13 protein-coding genes, 1 pseudogene and 2 riboswitches are annotated in these 16,912 nt (G+C 46.6%); of the genes and pseudogenes, 11 read left to right on the top strand and 3 right to left on the bottom strand.

Features of this window, described 5'->3' with window-relative positions; genetic code table 11:
• Nucleotides 1-127 precede the first annotated feature (127 nt).
• Nucleotides 128-1,447, top strand: a complete 1,320-nt coding sequence (locus DVH26_RS21625) for an ABC transporter substrate-binding protein (RefSeq protein ID WP_239625251.1) — start codon at nucleotides 128-130, stop codon at nucleotides 1,445-1,447.
• Between the two features lie 92 nt (nucleotides 1,448-1,539).
• The gene (locus DVH26_RS21620) at nucleotides 1,540-4,275 is read left to right on the top strand and encodes an alpha-mannosidase (protein WP_481857534.1); all 2,736 of its coding nucleotides are present in this window, start codon (nucleotides 1,540-1,542) and stop codon (nucleotides 4,273-4,275) included.
• A 149-nt stretch (nucleotides 4,276-4,424) separates the two neighbouring features.
• Here the strand turns inward: DVH26_RS21620 and DVH26_RS21615 are convergent, their stop codons facing one another.
• Nucleotides 4,425-5,534: a GntR family transcriptional regulator gene (locus DVH26_RS21615; protein ID WP_239625247.1), complete on the bottom strand. Its 1,110-nt coding sequence runs from the start codon at nucleotides 5,532-5,534 to the stop codon at nucleotides 4,425-4,427.
• Between the two features lie 519 nt (nucleotides 5,535-6,053).
• Nucleotides 6,054-6,875 carry an alpha/beta fold hydrolase gene (locus DVH26_RS21610; RefSeq protein ID WP_239625245.1) on the bottom strand — a complete coding sequence of 274 codons (822 nt, stop codon included), beginning with the start codon at nucleotides 6,873-6,875 and terminating at the stop codon, nucleotides 6,054-6,056.
• A 148-nt stretch (nucleotides 6,876-7,023) separates the two neighbouring features.
• Between DVH26_RS21610 and DVH26_RS21605 the strand changes: the two genes are divergently transcribed.
• The gene (locus DVH26_RS21605; protein ID WP_239625243.1) at nucleotides 7,024-7,488 is read left to right on the top strand and encodes an Lrp/AsnC family transcriptional regulator; all 465 of its coding nucleotides are present in this window, start codon (nucleotides 7,024-7,026) and stop codon (nucleotides 7,486-7,488) included.
• Between the two features lie 346 nt (nucleotides 7,489-7,834).
• On the opposite strand, the gene DVH26_RS21595 is transcribed toward DVH26_RS21605, so the two are convergent.
• Nucleotides 7,835-9,013, bottom strand: coding sequence for a KamA family radical SAM protein (locus DVH26_RS21595; RefSeq protein WP_239625241.1), 1,179 nt, complete (start codon nucleotides 9,011-9,013; stop codon nucleotides 7,835-7,837).
• A gap of 126 nt (nucleotides 9,014-9,139) precedes the next feature.
• Nucleotides 9,140-9,284: riboswitch (cyclic di-AMP (ydaO/yuaA leader) on the bottom strand.
• 373 nt (nucleotides 9,285-9,657) lie between these two features.
• Between DVH26_RS21595 and ehuB the strand changes: the two genes are divergently transcribed.
• The 8 genes and pseudogenes from ehuB to thpD all read left to right on the top strand — a co-directional run bounded on the left by ehuB (nucleotide 9,658) and on the right by thpD (nucleotide 15,885).
• Complete coding sequence (gene ehuB, locus DVH26_RS21590) at nucleotides 9,658-10,566, top strand: ectoine/hydroxyectoine ABC transporter substrate-binding protein EhuB (RefSeq protein WP_239625239.1); 909 nt, start codon at nucleotides 9,658-9,660, stop codon at nucleotides 10,564-10,566.
• A 36-nt stretch (nucleotides 10,567-10,602) separates the two neighbouring features.
• Nucleotides 10,603-11,247, top strand: a complete 645-nt coding sequence (ehuC, locus tag DVH26_RS21585) for an ectoine/hydroxyectoine ABC transporter permease subunit EhuC (RefSeq protein ID WP_481857533.1) — start codon at nucleotides 10,603-10,605, stop codon at nucleotides 11,245-11,247.
• Nucleotides 11,244-11,903: an ectoine/hydroxyectoine ABC transporter permease subunit EhuD gene (ehuD, locus tag DVH26_RS21580; RefSeq protein WP_239625235.1), complete on the top strand. Its 660-nt coding sequence runs from the start codon at nucleotides 11,244-11,246 to the stop codon at nucleotides 11,901-11,903. The genes ehuC and ehuD overlap by 4 nt, the downstream gene beginning before the upstream one ends.
• Before the next feature lie 18 nt (nucleotides 11,904-11,921).
• Nucleotides 11,922-12,761: an ectoine/hydroxyectoine ABC transporter ATP-binding protein EhuA gene (gene ehuA / locus DVH26_RS21575; protein WP_275590419.1), complete on the top strand. Its 840-nt coding sequence runs from the start codon at nucleotides 11,922-11,924 to the stop codon at nucleotides 12,759-12,761.
• Complete coding sequence (gene ectA / locus DVH26_RS21570; RefSeq protein WP_239625233.1) at nucleotides 12,758-13,306, top strand: diaminobutyrate acetyltransferase; 549 nt, start codon at nucleotides 12,758-12,760, stop codon at nucleotides 13,304-13,306. The genes ehuA and ectA overlap by 4 nt, the downstream gene beginning before the upstream one ends.
• A complete protein-coding gene (gene ectB, locus DVH26_RS21565; RefSeq protein WP_239625231.1) occupies nucleotides 13,296-14,609 on the top strand; it encodes a diaminobutyrate--2-oxoglutarate transaminase in 1,314 nt (437 codons plus the stop codon). The genes ectA and ectB overlap by 11 nt, the downstream gene beginning before the upstream one ends.
• A gap of 25 nt (nucleotides 14,610-14,634) precedes the next feature.
• Nucleotides 14,635-15,015: pseudogene (locus tag DVH26_RS21560) on the top strand (ectoine synthase); the annotation flags it as partial.
• Nucleotides 15,016-15,066: 51 nt separating this feature from the next.
• The gene (thpD, locus tag DVH26_RS21555) at nucleotides 15,067-15,885 is read left to right on the top strand and encodes an ectoine hydroxylase (protein WP_345774074.1); all 819 of its coding nucleotides are present in this window, start codon (nucleotides 15,067-15,069) and stop codon (nucleotides 15,883-15,885) included.
• A gap of 56 nt (nucleotides 15,886-15,941) precedes the next feature.
• Nucleotides 15,942-16,120, top strand: a riboswitch (cyclic di-AMP (ydaO/yuaA leader).
• Nucleotides 16,121-16,912 lie beyond the last annotated feature (792 nt).

Below are 16,912 nucleotides of genomic sequence, written 5' to 3'. Positions count from 1 at the left end.
TTACAAGGGTACATTTGAATGTTATAATTTGATCAATCATAGAAACGCTTATAGATAAAGGTATAGTGATCAACGGATGTTGTTTCAATGAGAAGCTTAGCTTTATATTAGGAAGGGGCAAATTCCGATGTCCAACAAACGCTCATTCAAGAAAGCGTATTCATTACTGATGATCGGTTCTATTTTTTCCGGTTTGCTGGCAGGCTGCAGCGGTCAAAAATCGTTGGAACCAGAGTCGTCCAGCGACAAGCCAAAGGAATCGGTTCCTGTTGAGCTTACGTTGGCACCTTATTTTTTAAACATGACCGATGAAGAATTCGAACAGGTACTCATCACACCATTAAAGGCAAAGTATCCTCACATTACCTTGAAGATTGTACGGGATGATATCAATAAATTGGTTGCTGCAGGTCAGACTCCCGACATTATTTATTCGGCAAACTCAAGATTTCCTGTCCTTAAGGAGCTGGATATTCCATATGATGTAAGTGAATTTGTGAAGAAATACAAAATGGATTTAAGTCATTTCTCAAGTCCCAATATCGATTGGATAAAGGAATTAGGCTCTAAAGGTGAAATCTACGGCATTCCCTTTGCGTTAAATCAAATGGCATTGTTTTACAATAAGGAACTTTTCGATAAACGGGGTGTTCCTTACCCGAAAGAAGGCATGACCTTCGATGAGTATTTGGAGCTTGCCAAGAAAATGACCTATTTTGAGGATGGGGTCCAATACCGCGGAAGTCTCCCCACCAATCCCGAGTTTTTTGCCAGAGTGAGATCTTTGTCTTTTGTCGACCCGAAAACCAATAAGGCGGCAATTGACAATGATCAGATCAAATCGATTATGGAGCAGGTTCAAGCTTTTTATCAAATTCCTGGAATGGTCCAAAATGGGCAAAAGCCGCCTGGTTGGGACAGCTTTACTAAAACGCAGCAAACCGCCATGTATTTGAACTGGATTCCTGATACGATAGGCTTCATTAAACAGGCGGGAGTGCAGCTCAATTTCGATCTTGTTGGGGCCCCCTCCTATAAGGATAACCCTGGAGTCACCATTGACCACGGCGCACAAATGATGGTTGTTTCCAAATCATCCAAAAATAAAGAAGAAGCCTTCAAGGCGATTCAGTTATTTGGCTCTCCGGAGGTTCAAACCATTTTGAATAAAAAAAGCCGTTTGACCGTTTTGAATGACGAGTCGATTAAAAAAGATTTTCTTGCCGATGTAGAAGTGGCGAAAGGCAAGAACATTCAAGGGGCGTTAAAAGTTAAATCAGCGAAAATGGCTCCACCCAATCCATATCACGTTATCGTTGCCGGTAAAATCAACACAGCGGCCGAATCGTTCATAACCGGGACGAAGGACGTTAACACCCTGCTCAGGGAAACCCAGGAAGAAGCGAATAAGGCGATTGAACAGGAGCTAGCCAATAAAAAGAAGTGATGCTGGTTTAAATGAAATAACATCAAAAATAAAAAGGGAAACGTTAATTTGCTGCTAAGAAATTTTTGCAGATAACCATACAGATAAGAGGAGTGGAGCAATTGGTACCACAAAAGTATGCACACATCATTTCACATTCACATTGGGATCGGGAGTGGTATTTGCCCTTTGAAAAGCATCGGGTACGTTTGGTTGAGATGATGGATACGTTACTCGATTTGTTTGAGCAGGACCCTGAGTTTCGAAGCTTCCATCTCGATGGGCAAACCATTATTTTGGATGATTACTTGCAAATCAGACCTGAGAAGAAAGAGCAGATTGTACGCTTGGTTCAAGAGGGGAAGCTGCTCATCGGGCCGTGGTACATCCTGCAGGATGAATTCTTAACAAGCAGTGAGGCGAATATCCGAAACTTATTAATTGGTCATGAGGATGCAAGGGAATATGGCGCCATCTGTAAGCTAGGGTATTTCCCCGATTCGTTTGGCAATATGGGGCAGGCACCGCAAATTTTGCTTCAAGCAGGTATGGATACTGCAGTTTTCGGGCGAGGGGTAAAGCCGGTAGGTTTTAATAATGAAGCAAGGGGAGACTATGAATCGGCCTTTTCGGAAATGAATTGGCAATCACCGGACGGCTCAACCATCCTCGGGATATTGTTCGCCAACTGGTATCATAATGGCATGGAAGCTCCGGCTGATCCTAACGAGGCTTTGGTCTACTGGGAACGGAAGATTCGGGATGCCGAGAAGTATGCTTCTACACCACATCTGTTATTCATGAATGGCTGTGATCATCAGCCCGTACAAACGAATTTGTCAGATGCGCTTAGTACTGCGAGAAGCTTGTACCCGGGGGTTGAGTTTCTTCATTCCAACTTTATCGAATATGTAACCCGGTTGAAGAACGAGCTGCCTGAGAATCTATCGACCATTCGCGGGGAATTAAGAAGCCAGCGGACAAACGGGTGGTGGACATTAGTTAATACCGCTTCCTCACGGGTATATATTAAGCAGGCGAATCAGAAAATCCAAACCTATTTGGAGAAGGTCGCCGAACCGATCGCCACATTCGCCAAGCTGACGGGGAATACGTACCCTAAGCACTGGTTAACTTATGCGTGGAAAACTCTGATGCAAAATCATCCGCATGATAGCATTTGCGGTTGCAGCGTTGATGAGGTTCACCAAGAAATGATGACTCGGTTTGCTAAAAGCTATCAGGTTGCTGAGCAAATTACAGCCAATAGCTTGAAAGCCATCACTGGTAATATAGATACCGAAACGGCTTATGATCAATCTGCGATTCCATTTACTATATTCAACACGTCTGGCTGGAATCGTACCGGCGTAGTCAGCATCGACTTGGAGGTCAAGAGACTTCCGCTTGCAAATGGAAATCGAAGGAAGATTGTCGAGGAGCTAAAGGAGCTTTCACTTGAAGGCTATGTTGTAAAAGATAAAAACGGGGATATGTTAGATGCCAAGCTGGAAGACCTTGGGGCGACCTTTGGCTATGAACTACCCGAAGATAGGTTTCGTCAGCCTTACATGGCTCGTTCCGTACGTGTGCAGTTCCTTGCACAAAACATCCCGGCTTTGGGGTATACAACGTTTGCCTTATGCAGAGATGTAACGAAAACTGTACATTCGCAAGCCTTTCTGAATAAAGCCGTCCCATACAGGATGGAGAACGAATTCTTACGCGTATTCATTGCCGAAGATGGAACCTATGATATCACTGATAAAAGAACGGCTAAGACTTATACCGGCCTCGGCGCTTATGAAAATGTGGGTGATATCGGAAATGAGTATATCTTCAGGGCACCGGAGGGGGATGTTCCCCTTACGACCCGTGGGTTACCGGCTGAAATTTATGTAGAGGAGCAAACATCGTTTCATACGGTGATTGCAATTATTCATCATTGGGAAATTCCTGTTAGCGGCGATGAAATATTGGAGCAAGAAATCCAAGAATTCGTCCCGTTCCTTGAGCGTATTGCACAACGGAGCAAACAAACCATATCACTAACCGTTACGACTCGTCTCACGCTGGAGCAAGGTGTTCCGCAGCTTAAAGTTACAACGAGTCTGAGAAACGAAGCGAAGGATCACCGCATTCGAGTGCTGTTTCCTACGGATATTAACTCAGCCGTCCATTACGCTGATTCCATCTTTGAGGTAGCTGCCAGGGATACGGTACCTGCACCAGAATGGACGAACCCGAGTAACTGTCAGCATCAACAGGCCTTTGTCAATGTCCACAACGACAGTTACGGACTGACGGTATGCAATTTTGGTTTAAATGAATATGAGATATTGCGTGACGACAGGGGTACGATAGCCGTTACTCTGCTAAGAGCTGTTCGCGAGCTGGGTGACTGGGGAGTCTTCGAGACTCCGGAGGCACAGTGCTTGGGAGATCATGAGTTTGAGTATGTGATTATTCCACACGGCGATAATCATGATGCCATACAGTCGTTTGCAGCGGCTTACCAAGCACAGATTCCTTGGACAGCGGTACAAATCCCATTGCAATCCGGAACTCTGCCGGCAGAGTATCAATTTATCCGTTGGTCAGGCGACGGGCTTGCGCTCTCAACGGTTAAGATGAACGGTTCTTCAGATGACTTCATTATGCGATGGTTCAATATGACAGAGCTAGCGACACAACTGCATGTTGAGTCTGTACATGGATCTAATGACTCCCTATACGGAAGTAATGTGCTTGAAGAAGAAGGGGAGGAGATTGGGGTCGGATATGTGATTCCGATTCGTCCAGCGGAAATTATGACTATTGGAGGAAAGCTTTCTCTAGGCGAAGTATAAAACGAAAGATGTTGCCCGTAACAATCTGCAGCTTGATTCTGAATCGGCTGCTGGTTTACGGGCTTTTCCATGTCATAATAGTCTGAAAACCCGAGGCTGCTGCTAAGCGGCTCCCTCGGGTTTTCCTTAAACGTGCTATCATCAAAGGATTATGCTTCAGATCCTGCTTCTTTCGCAACCGTTGGACTCGTCGTCGAATTCCGAACGACCAGTTTGTTCGGTAGAACGACATTGCGGCGGTCCTGATTGGGCTCCTGAATGAGGGATACGAGGAGTTTGGCAGCCTCTCTCCCCATATTCTTCTCATTCTGATTAATATAGGTTAATGGAATTTCTGAATGCTCGGAATGAGCATAGTCGTCGAAGCAAACGATGGACAGATCGTCGGGTACCTGAAGATTCAGGGATTTGGCCGCTTTCATAGTAATCAAGCCGATGGCCGAATTTGTGGTCACCACAGCTTGAACATCGGGGTTTTCCATCAAATAGCTTTTGATTTGTTCAACAACCGGCATCCCGCTGCTTAGCGTTAGTCTCAACCGGTAATCGATGAATAGGCCGGAATCGCTTAGAGCCTGTTCATACCCGTGCAAACGATCTTCAATACTAGTCGTTCCGGAGACGGCTGTGCTTATAAAGCTAATCTTGGTATGTCCGAGATTCGTTAAATGCTTTGTGGCTTCATAAGCGCCTTTAAAGTTATCTGAGCTTATATAGTTAGCGTCAAGCCCGCGGAGATACCGGTCTATAATGACAAGGGGGAAGCGGTCTAAAGTTAACTTCAATATTTGATCATTGAACGTTTCACCATCTACAGGATAAATAATGATCCCATTGATCTCAAGCTGAGTGAACTCCTTGAGTAATTTATTTTCTAGTTCCTGTGAATCATGAGTAAGCTTGAACACGAGGTGATATCCATGCTCGGCCAATTCTTCTTCGATTCCTGTCATTAGGTTGGCTGTAAACAGGTTATCCAGTCGAGGCATAAGAAATACGACAAGAGGCGACCCGGTTGCTATTTCCTGATGCTCATAGGCAATCAGCTGATTCGATGCATCATCGGAAATGTAGGAGCCTCTTCCTTGAATTCGGGTGATCAAGCCTTGTTTTACAATATCAGCCATGGCGTTTTTTACGGTTATTCGGCTGACATTGAATTGCTCGGCTAATTCATTTTCCGAAGGAAGCTTGTCTCCTGGTTTCCAAACCCCCGTATTCATTTGATTGATGATGTAGTTTTTTAATTGTATATACATAGGAACCCTTTTTTGGGTATTAGACATAGGAATACTGCTCTCCCCCGTTTTTTTATATCAAATATACAACCTTTTTTGGTTTTAGTAAAGTCCGCAGAAAACAGCAACAACACTTGGTTTATTTATCGGAAGGCGGCAGTCAGGTCATGATGCAGGTTCGGTAAAAATATATCAAGTTTCGTAAAGATATATCATTCCTTTCATTTTCGCGAATTGTTACAATGAAACACAGAATAGAGCGCTTACTTTGTAGTTATGGAAAAGGTGATGTTAGTGAACGTAGTTAATGAGGGGTCCATCTTTTATGGAAACAAGTGATTGAACAAAAGGAGACTGAACGAAACAAGAAACAGCTTGCCAGTGGCAGCTGCTCCATATCATGTCCTAGATTACCTCCGTATTAATAACAACCGGTCTCTGTTGCTTACCAATTATATCGCCATGGAGGGTATCGTAAACACTCGTATGATTTTGTCAATCTAGGTGTTAGAGTTTGTTGTCAATTCTTGCTTACAAACTTTATTTTACTTGCAGGAACTCGAGCACGGCACTGAGGAATTCAGTCGGATACTCCACATTGGATAGATGAACTGCGGGCAATACGAGCAGCTTTGCGTCAGGTACGGTCTTGGCGATCAATTCACCATGCTCGGGAAGCGTCACCGTATCATTCTGCCCTGTGATAACCAATGTCGGACTGCTGATTAGTGCGGCAGTCCGGCGCATATCCATGTCGCGGATAGCAGCCCAACTTCCTGCGATTCCATGTGGACGAGTAGCAAGCACCATCTCGCGAAATGAGGTGACGTGCTGGTTCTCCGACTCCAACATATGCGAAGGGAACCAGTTCTTGATGAACATATCTGCAAATTCGGGTAGTTTTCCCTGTTCCAGTACGGAGGTAATCAAGCCCTGCCATTGCTCTGCTGGCCCAAGATAAGAGGAGGTATTGCTCAGAATTAGCCGGTCGATCCGTTCCGGAGCGTGTATACCCAGCCATTGCGCAACGGCGCCGCCGAGCGACAGCCCGAGGAAATGCACTCGGTCGATCTGAAGTACGTCAAGCAGCTCGATAGTATCCCTTCCCAATCTGTCGAACGAATACGGACCGTCGGGCGTATCCGAGTCGCCATGCCCCCGATAGTCGTAGCGAAGAACGCGGAAATGCTTTGAAAGCTCGGAGATTTGCCCATCCCACATGTTCATAGAGGTTGCGATGGAGTTCGCAAGCACGAGTACCGGCTTGTCGACCAATCCATCAATTCTGTAAGCAATCCGAACACCATCTACGGTCGTAAAATAGGTTACCCCTTCAGTCCTTCTTGTTTCGTTTACTGTCATTGTTCTCAGTCTCCCTTACTGGTTTATAGTGACATTTTAGGGGAACCGATCTACAATTTAAATAAGAAGAGTAAGGAGTTTGGGGGTTAAAAACTTATTTCTATCGTTGTTTCCGAGTCAAACTTTATAAATATGAGGTGATCTGTTCATGGACCATATCGATCTAAAGATACTGTCCATTCTTCATGATAATGCCAGAATTACGGTTTCTGAGATGAGTCGAATGATTGCCATGTCACAACCGGCTGTAACCGAACGGCTTCGGAAATTGGAGGAACAGGAGGTCATAACGGGTTATCGTGCTGAGATTTCTGCGTCCAAGCTGGGCAAATATACAACTGCGTTTGTACTGTTCAAGTCGAATAACTGCAAGGAATTCGAAGCTTTCAGCGAAGCGGCCCCTGAAATCGTCGATTTCTACAGAACCAGTGGAGAGTATAATTATATGTTGAAGGTTGTAACAGAAACAGGTGAGTCATTGGAAGCCTTCCTAGAAGCTTGCAACGCATTTGGATTTTCAACGACCCTTGTGGTTCTTTCCACTCGTTTCGAGGATAAAAGTCTCGTGGCGAGCCATGAAGCATCAAGTTCCCTAAATAATTTATTGAAATAACTTATGCTGGGATATCCGGAGCTGATAGCAACCTCTTTGACGGACATGTCCGGATCGTTCAAAAGCATCTGTTTGCTGGCTTGAATTCTACACTTTGTAATATAGGTGATAGGGGACAGCTTGGATGCAAGGGTTGTGTGTAAAAGGATAGATAGTTTAATAGTCAGTAATAAGCAGGTTGCCCAGCAACCTGCTTATTTATTGGACTAAAGGGCTGCGTTACGATAAGTATTTTATAAGTGCTTCAGCCCAAGCCTTGGGATGTAAAATATAACAACATGAACGTGACCTAATTCAAAATCAGCTTATCCTGACGGTTTAACTTTAGCGCCAAAAGAGCCGGCTGTTACGCATTCCGAAATGCTCTCAAATCTTGCGGCATATCCGGAAGCTCATTTACGGATACGACAGCTTCCGTCTTTTTACTGGGCTTGATCCAGAAATTTTCGCTGCCAGGGAGATCGTCAAACCAAGCGGCATCATCCGGGCAATCGAGCACCATAAATTTACCGTACTGTTCATCACGCGACTGATGGTATTTTAAATATGCCTTCCCATTCTCGATGGCTACGATCTCGATCTTCCCAGAGGTATGGCTCATGGATAGACGAACACGCTTGCCTAAACCGGATGTCCGCGCCTTAGCTTCTTCAACTATCCGATAAACTTGCTGCAAAGGCAGCACAAATTCCTTATTACCAGCTACCGGGCGATTGATAAAGAAATAATAGGGCGTGACACCTGCCCATGACAATTGATCCAATAGTTCTCCAAGTACGGCCGGATCATCGTTAATGCCCTTAAGCACAGGTGTTTGATTCACAACTATGGCTCCAGCCTCATGCAGCGCTTGAAACCCTTTCCTTGCCTCCTCAGTGATTTCCCTAGGATGATTAATATGAGCCATTACATAAATGCGCTTTTCCGGCGTTGAATATTCACGAATCGTCTCAAGCAGTTCCTCGTCTTCATATATCCGCATGGGGTTGAAAACAGGGATTTTCGATCCGAGCCGGATTATCTTCACATGGTCCAGCTCACGCAACCGTTGTATAATCCCCCTTAGCTTTGGCGTAGCCAGAATTAAGCTGTCTCCGCCGGTTAGCAGCACATTATTGATGTCTGGATGCTTGGCGATATAACGAAGCCCCGGCTCCACATCCGACAGCGCTTCCTTCACGTCATTACGGAAAAGCCGCTTTCGGAAGCAGTACCGGCAATAAGAGCCGCACACCTCCGAAACAATGAGAAGCGCCGTTGTACGATATTTGTGCTGGCAGCCGGGGACGACATAATTGGTATCTTCATCGGATGCATCCCAACGTCCGTATTCCAAGAGCTCTCCTTCGTTCGGAATGACCAGCTTACGAATCGGATCGTCAGGATCGCTCCAATCGATGAGGTTAAGATAATAATCATTGACCCGAAACACGAATTTTTCTGTGATTTGCTTGAGCCGGTTCCTTTCTTGCTCCGGTATCCACTTGATCCTGTCAATATCGGTGATGTACTTCGGCTGAGGCATTGCGATTCCTCCTTGTATTTGAAAAATAAAAATGACCCTGTAAGCAAAGGGACATACACCTTTGCCTGTTCAGGGCCAAATTAAAAAGACCCAAATAAGGGTCTCGTAACACCGATATATCGGAACTATTGACCCATCTACTGCTGACGAGGTTAGCTGACGGACTTGGGAAAGATGGTTCCCTACGATACTGTTAGAGCATCGATTCGCCCCTAAAAATTGGTTCCCCCGCTTTCCGATTGGAGAATCGGAAATTAAGCGTGTCTTTATTATACGGATGATAAGTAAGAGGGTCAACCTAATAATGGAACATTAAATTATTCTTAACACAGTGATTTTTTTAAATTTCATTCACTAAAACCGCGATATTCGAAATGAATTAGCAATATCACAAGATTTAGAAGTAAAAATAACCATAATCATTTGAATATGACGATTATTGAACCAAAATGACAATTTGTATTTATCAGGAATCCTGAGGATAGGGGAGGATTTTTCCATATATCGGCTCTAATCTGGGATATCGGTAGGAGAGGGGGGCTCAAGTGACCTGAGGGGACTAGAACAGAGGTGAGTATAGTATTAGGACCATGTTACCCTTATATGGGGCCCCAAACAAGCAACAAATTGAAGGGAGCGCACGAATGAAAAGAGGGTTAAGAATACTACTTGCAGTTCTGCTCAGTTCAGTAGCTGTTGCCGGCTGCAGCAAAGACAACGCGAAACCGGTCAACGGAGGAACGACTGGGAATGTTCAGCAGAGTGCAGGGGAATCTACGCTGGATAAGGCAAAGAAACAAGGGTTCATCACCGTCGGTTTCGCTAATGAAAAGCCGTATGCTTATGCCACCCCAGATGGGAAGCTGACGGGAGAAGCCGTGGAAGTAGCAAGAACCATAATAACAAAGCTCGGGATCAAAGAGATGAACGGGGTATTGACCGAGTTCGGTTCATTAATCCCAGGTTTGAAAGCAGAGCGCTTCGATATTATTACAGCCGGTATGTTCGTTACTCCGGAGCGCGGCAAGGAAGTGCTGTTTGCCAATCCGGAGTACAGTATTGGCGAAGCGATTGCCGTTCAAAAAGGAAATCCGAAGGGGATCCACAGCTACAAAGATATTGCCTCCAAGCAGGATGTGAAGGTGGCTGTAATGGTTGGCGCAATTGAAGAGCAATATTTAACGAAATCAGGTGTGGCTAAAAATCAAATCGTCACAGTACCTGATCAGCCGTCAGCGATCTCGGCCCTGCAATCCGACCGGGTACAGGTTGTCACGATGACAGGTCCTTCTCTTCAGGCGATGCTGGATTCAGCCAAAGACGATAAGCTTGAACGCGTTAAAGACTTCGAACAGCCTACGGTAGACGGAAAAAGCGTACGGGGGTATGGAGCAGCGGCGTTTCGGATGGGTGACGATGACTTTGTAAAAGCTTACAACGAGGAATTGGAGAAGCTGAAATCCTCCGGAGAGCTGCTTACTATTCTAAAACCCTTCGGTTTTACCGAAGAGGAGCTCCCCGGCAAAATGACTGCCACGGAGCTGACTAACTAGCAGTCTGGTTAACAACAATGGAAGGCGATGATGTTGATGGTTGAACTGCTTCCGGCTCTATGGAGAGGAACGGTCATTACCATAGAAGTAACCTGCCTCTCAACCGCTGCTGCTCTTGTTCTTGCCATAGCAGCGGGATTGGCAAGGTTGTCCCCGCTGCGGCCGCTTCAATGGATCACCGCCCTTTATGTAGAAACGTTCCGAGGTACTTCCTTGCTTGTACAACTATTCTGGCTCTATTTCGCATTTCCGCTGCTGCTGGATATTCGTGTAAATGCCATGACGGCAGCTGTGCTAGCGCTTGGGCTGAATTACGGCGCATATGGCTCCGAAATTGTCCGAAGCTCTATTCTTGCCATACCTCGAGGTCAGACGGAAGCGTCCATTGCCCTTAATATGACTCCATGGATGCGGATGCGTCGTATCATCGGTCCGCAGGCATTGGCAATGGCACTGCCATCCTTCGGAAATCTTCAAATAGAGCTTTTGAAGGGCACCTCCCTGGTGTCTCTCATCACTCTGGCGGAATTGACATACCAGGGCATGATGCTGCGGTCGTACGATATGTCCCGGACAACGCTTATCTTGATATTGATTCTGTTAATCTATTTCGGTATTGCCCAGCTCATGACCCGCATCATTCGATTGCTGGAGCGACGTTTTGTTGTGGGGAGGTCATGATGTTGAAATGGAATTGGGAATACGCTTGGAGCATATTGCCAAAGCTGCTGGAGGTCGTACCGGTAACAGTGGGAGCAGCTTTATTCGGATTCATCCTAGCCATGCTTCTGGCGCTGCCCATCACTTTGGGAAAACGAGTACAGCATAAAGCGATATCGCAATCGGTGTCCTTTCTGGCCGAATTGATCAGGTCAACACCGCTGTTGATCCAGCTGTTGTTCGTTTTCTATGCTTTGCCGATGTATGGGATCTCGTTATCTCCATTCACGGCTGGCGTGATCGGTTTAGGCATTCATTATGCCACCTATCTGGCAGAAGTGTACCGGTCCGGGATCGAGGCTGTTCCGAGCGGTCAGTGGGAGGCGGCGAAGGCGTTAAATTTTACCCCACAGCAAACATGGCTCAGACTTATTCTGCCGCAAGCGCTGCCTCCAGTACTTCCGGTTATGGGAAATTATTTGATAGTCATGTTTAAGGAGACGCCGATCCTTTCAGCCGTAACTTTAGTGGAAATGCTGCAGACAGCGAAATCATTAGGCTCGGCATCGTTTCGCTACATAGAAGCATTCACCTTGGTGGGCTTGTTGTTTCTCATCATGAGCTGTATATCTTCTCTACTTCTTAAGAGGCTGGAAATACGTTTGGCGCGCAAGTGAGTAAAAGGGGGCGATAGGATGCTTATTCCGGAAGTAACCATGACCTCAGGAGCAATGGAAACCCGATCCGATCCCATCGTGAGATACCGGGGAGTCCGAAAGTCGTATGGGGAATTGGAAGTGCTCAAGGGAATCGATTTGGACTTGTATGCTGGTGAAAAGGTGGCAGTCATAGGACCGAGCGGATCCGGTAAAACCACTCTTGCCCGGATTCTAATGACTCTGGAGCACCCGACAGAAGGAACCGTCGAGGTTAATGGAGAGCATCTGTGGCATCGAATCGTGAGAGGGCGGCTTATCCGTGCGGATGAGAAGCATCTCCATCGTGTCCGGAGCTCGATCGGGATGGTGTTTCAGCATTTTCATTTATTTCCCCACATGACGATTCTTCGCAATGTGACGGAAGCACCGATTTCTGTGCTGAAAATACCTAAGGAACAAGCGATTACGGAGGCACTGGAGCTTCTCGACAAGGTTGGGCTTAAGGATAAAGCGGAAGAATATCCGATACGGTTATCAGGAGGCCAAAAGCAACGTGCTGCTATTGCGAGAGCCTTGATTATGAAACCGCAAGTGATGCTGTTCGACGAGGTGACATCAGCATTAGATCCCGAGCTTGTCGGCGAGGTTCTGAGAGTTATTAAGGAGCTTGCTGAGGACGGATCCATGACAATGATGCTGATTACGCATGAGATGGATTTTGCGCGTGATGTCGCAGACCGCGTAATTTTTACCGACGGCGGACTTATCGTAGAACAAGGGACGCCTGAAGAGATATTTGAACGTCCTCAAAGCGAGAGACTGCAAATGTTTTTATCTCGCTTCCGCAGCGGCATGGGAAAGGAGTCCGGCCGATGAAGCACGTACCGGAGCAAGAGAGGGTTAACATTCGCCCTCCGTCAATCGAGGATGCAAATGCTGTTTGGCATCTTGTCAAACATATTGGCACTCTGGACCCAAACTCTTCCTATTTGTATCTCTTATTGTTCCGATATTTTGCCGATACGTGCCTGGTGGCGGAGAAAGACGGGCAAATAGTAGGCTTTGTGACCTCGTTCGTTCAGCCTGACGACCCATCAGCCTTATTCGTCTGGCAGATCGGTGTCACTTCGGAAGAGAGGGGGCAGGGGATCGCCACAAGATTGCTGCAATCATTACTTGAACTGCCTGCCGTTCGTAAGGCCTCCCGGCTGGAAGCAACCGTGTCTCCGGGCAATCGGGCGTCGCACCGATTGTTCGAGACGGCAGCCCAATCAAGAAACACTGTCTGCGAGACGGTGGAAGGAGGCTTCCCGGCATCGCTGTTTCCCGAAGCCGGACATGAAGATGAACCTCTGATCCGAATCACGCTTGGATCTAGAAATATCAACCGAATCAAAGGAGGAGGAGCCAATGATCAGTAGACAATCGATATCTGCGGATAACTCCCTAACCGTTTTTGAAAGCATGGAATCCGAGGTAAGAAGCTATTGCCGGTCGTTTCCCGTCGTGTTCAGTAAAGCCTCTGAATGCAAATTATGGGATACGGAGGGCAAGGAATACCTCGATTTTTTCGCAGGGGCAGGAGCATTAAATTACGGCCATAACAATGTAATGCAGAAAGAGAAGCTGATCCGCTACATTCTTGAAGACGGTATAAGTCATAGTCTGGACATGGCAACGGAAGCAAAGCGGCATTTCCTCGAACGGTTTCAAGAGGTCATTCTGAAACCGAGAAAGCTAGACTACAAAATCATGTTTCCGGGACCGACGGGAACGAATGCGGTTGAGGCGGCGTTGAAGATTGCACGGAAAGTGACGGGACGTACGAACGTGGTTGGCTTTACGAATGCCTTTCATGGCATGACTCTAGGGGCTCTGGCCGTTACAGGGAACAAATTTAAGCGTCAGGGCGCCGGAGTCCCGCTGCACAATGCGACTATCATGCCCTATGACGGTTATATGGGACCAGGGGTCGACTCAATCGCCTATTTCGAAAATTATTTGAGCGACAGCGGTTCCGGCGTATCTCTTCCAGCTGCGGTCATTGTAGAGACGCTTCAGGGTGAGGGCGGACTAAATACAGCAAACGGCGAATGGCTGCAAAAGCTGGAGACACTTTGCCGGAAATACGGCATCCTTCTAATCATTGACGACATTCAGATGGGCTGCGGCCGAACGGGACCGTTCTTCAGCTTCGAGCCCTTCGGTATCTCCCCGGATATTGTTTGTCTGTCGAAATCAATAGGAGGATTTGGCCTGCCGATGGCGTTAACACTTCTTGACCCGAAGGTCGACCAGTGGGCTCCTGGCGAGCACAATGGAACGTTCCGCGGCAATAATCTGGCTTTCGTGTGCGCCGCAGAAGCGCTTCGTTATTGGGAAAAGGAGAACTTCGCCGCCTCGGTCATTGAGAAAGGCAAGCAGCTGGAGAACGGATTGAAGGGGCTGATATCCCAATTTCCAGAATTGAAGGGCGAATGGAGGGGACGCGGGCTAATCCAGGGGATCATGTTCCCTATGGAAGGGATGGCTGGAGAGATATGTGCCGCCGCCTTCCGTCGCGGACTTATCATGGAGACGTCCGGCACCGATAGCGAGGTAGCCAAAATTATGCCACCTTTGATCATCGATAAGTACTCGTTGCAGCGAGGTTTAGGCATTCTTGGCGATAGCATGGAAGAAGTAGCCGAGTACTACCGAAAAGAGCGAATAAAACTCATATAACGGCAGAACAAGGAGGATTCTCGATATGATCGTAAGGCATTTGGATGAGGTATTAGGTACGGAGCATGATGTGGATGCGGCCACTTGGGTCAGCCGGCGTCTGCTGTTGCGTAAGGACGGTGTCGGGTTCTCGCTTCACGATACGACGATGAAGGCTGGAACCGAAACGGATATGTGGTACAAAAATCACATTGAAGCGGTTTACTGCATTGAGGGTGAAGGTGAAATCGATGTTCTGGATGAGAATAAGACCTATCCCGTAACACCAGGCACGTTGTACGTCTTGAATGGCCACGAGAAGCACAGACTGCGAAGCAAGACGGACCTGAGAGTCGTTTGCGTTTTCAATCCCCCTTGCACAGGCAAGGAGGTTCACGATGAGAGCGGAGCTTATCCTCTCGGAGAGCCCGATGCCTATCCGTCGCGAATTCAATCGGAACCGCAAATCCTCGATCGTGTGGATCCGGTGGTGTATAATCACATAATCAATCAACAAGTTATTAATGCATTGCAGCTTTCCGGTTATGAACAGGACGGATATTTGTTTTTGGAAGAGTTTTTTACTCAAGAAGAAGTTGCCGCCATGCGTGAAGAACTGAAGAAGATTTGGCAGGAAGCGGGCAGTGACAACAACAAACCGGAGGTCATCCGTGAACCCGATAGCGAAGAGGTTCGCTCCGTGTTTGCCGTTCATCGGGATAGCGGGGTATTTCATCAGCTTGCAGTGCACGATAGGCTCCTTGCGGTCGTCAAGCAAATCCTTGGCAGCGACGTTTATGTTCATCAATCGCGCATTAATTTTAAGCCGGGATTTACAGGAAAAGAGTTTTACTGGCATTCCGATTTTGAAACATGGCATGTAGAGGACGGAATGCCGCGAATGCGGGCGCTAAGCTGCTCTATTGCACTAGAGGACAATTATTTCTTCAACGGTCCGCTCATGGTCATACCGGGATCCCATCGCCACTTCATAGCCTGCACCGGCCAGACTCCCGACGATCACTACAAACAATCTCTAAGGAAGCAGCAGTATGGCGTGCCTGATCATGACAGCATGCGTTGGTTGACCGAGAAAGGCGGTATTGTCGCTCCTGTCGGCAAAGCAGGCTCCGTGCTGCTGTTCGACTGCAATCTGATGCACGGATCCAGCTCGAACATTTCTCCGATGCCCCGAAGTAATATCTTTCTTGTCTTTAATAGTGTTGAGAATAAGCTGGTAGAGCCCTTCTCCGGCATGAAGCCGCGACCAGGGTTTATCGCATCGCGTGAGGCATGAATAGAAAATCTGATAATATAGAATTAATAAATTCGAAATAAAATAATATGCGAATAGTAGTTCTAATGCTGAGTTCCGATTCACGGAAGCGGGGGAACCATGAAGGACGGGCATGAATCTCGATGCCCGTCTCTTGGGGTGAATCCTTCAAATGCCGGCATGGCCGCATGGAAGGTAGGGCGACTCTCACGTCCGAATCCGACAGCTAACCTCGTAAGCGTCAAACTGGTGAGGCAGCAAACCTTTATAAGCAAGCAGCTATATAGAAATACTCTACAATGCTTTAGTTTTGTTGCCTCCGGAGGGGGGGAACAAATGAACGGATTAAGGTATTTTCTGGGGGAGTGCGTATTGGTATCCGCCCCGAACGAAGCAGGCAAACAGTTTATTAACGAACTGAGGGAGCGAGGAGTCGGTTACTACGCAATAGTTAACAGCCATTCTGGAAAGAAGCGAATGGAAGCAATGGGGGTCAAAAAGATTATATCCGTCGATACATCGGATGGGAACAAGTGGGACGATGCTCCTCATCTTCCGATACGGAAAGTATTTTTATTCGAGGATAGCTTCACCCTGACATGCCGCCTCATTCAATTGTGCAGCAATTGGCGGGTAGAAAGCATTTATGTCATAACAAGACGTAAATATAATAAACAAACTTATAGAGCACTTGGTGCGACACATATCTTTTTTATAAACAAATGCGATGTATCCTTCCTGGTAAATGATATAGATTAGAGATGGTTACAGCAAATAAGCAGCAAACGGCACTGATGAAGTTACTTCATCAGTGTTTATTTATATCGAAAACGATTCTAAGTTATTGTTTTGATTTTCAATGCTTAGCGCTCTATTCAATTCACGGTGGAGGAATGGTACTGGGCAGTCCGGTTCACTTATATAACTATTGGCAGCATTGATTTGTTCATAGATGAAGCTTTAATATTCGCAATACAACTTGCCTAAGTTCGATTGTACAGGAATAATGAAATTCCTGCAGGAGACATGACAATACCTAATAATACTT

It is taken from the genome of Paenibacillus sp. H1-7 (genome assembly GCF_022354825.1).
GTDB lineage: Bacteria > Bacillota > Bacilli > Paenibacillales > NBRC-103111 > Paenibacillus_S.
Note: the sequence above shows the minus strand (reverse complement) of the source record. Positions and strands in the feature narration are given on the sequence as shown.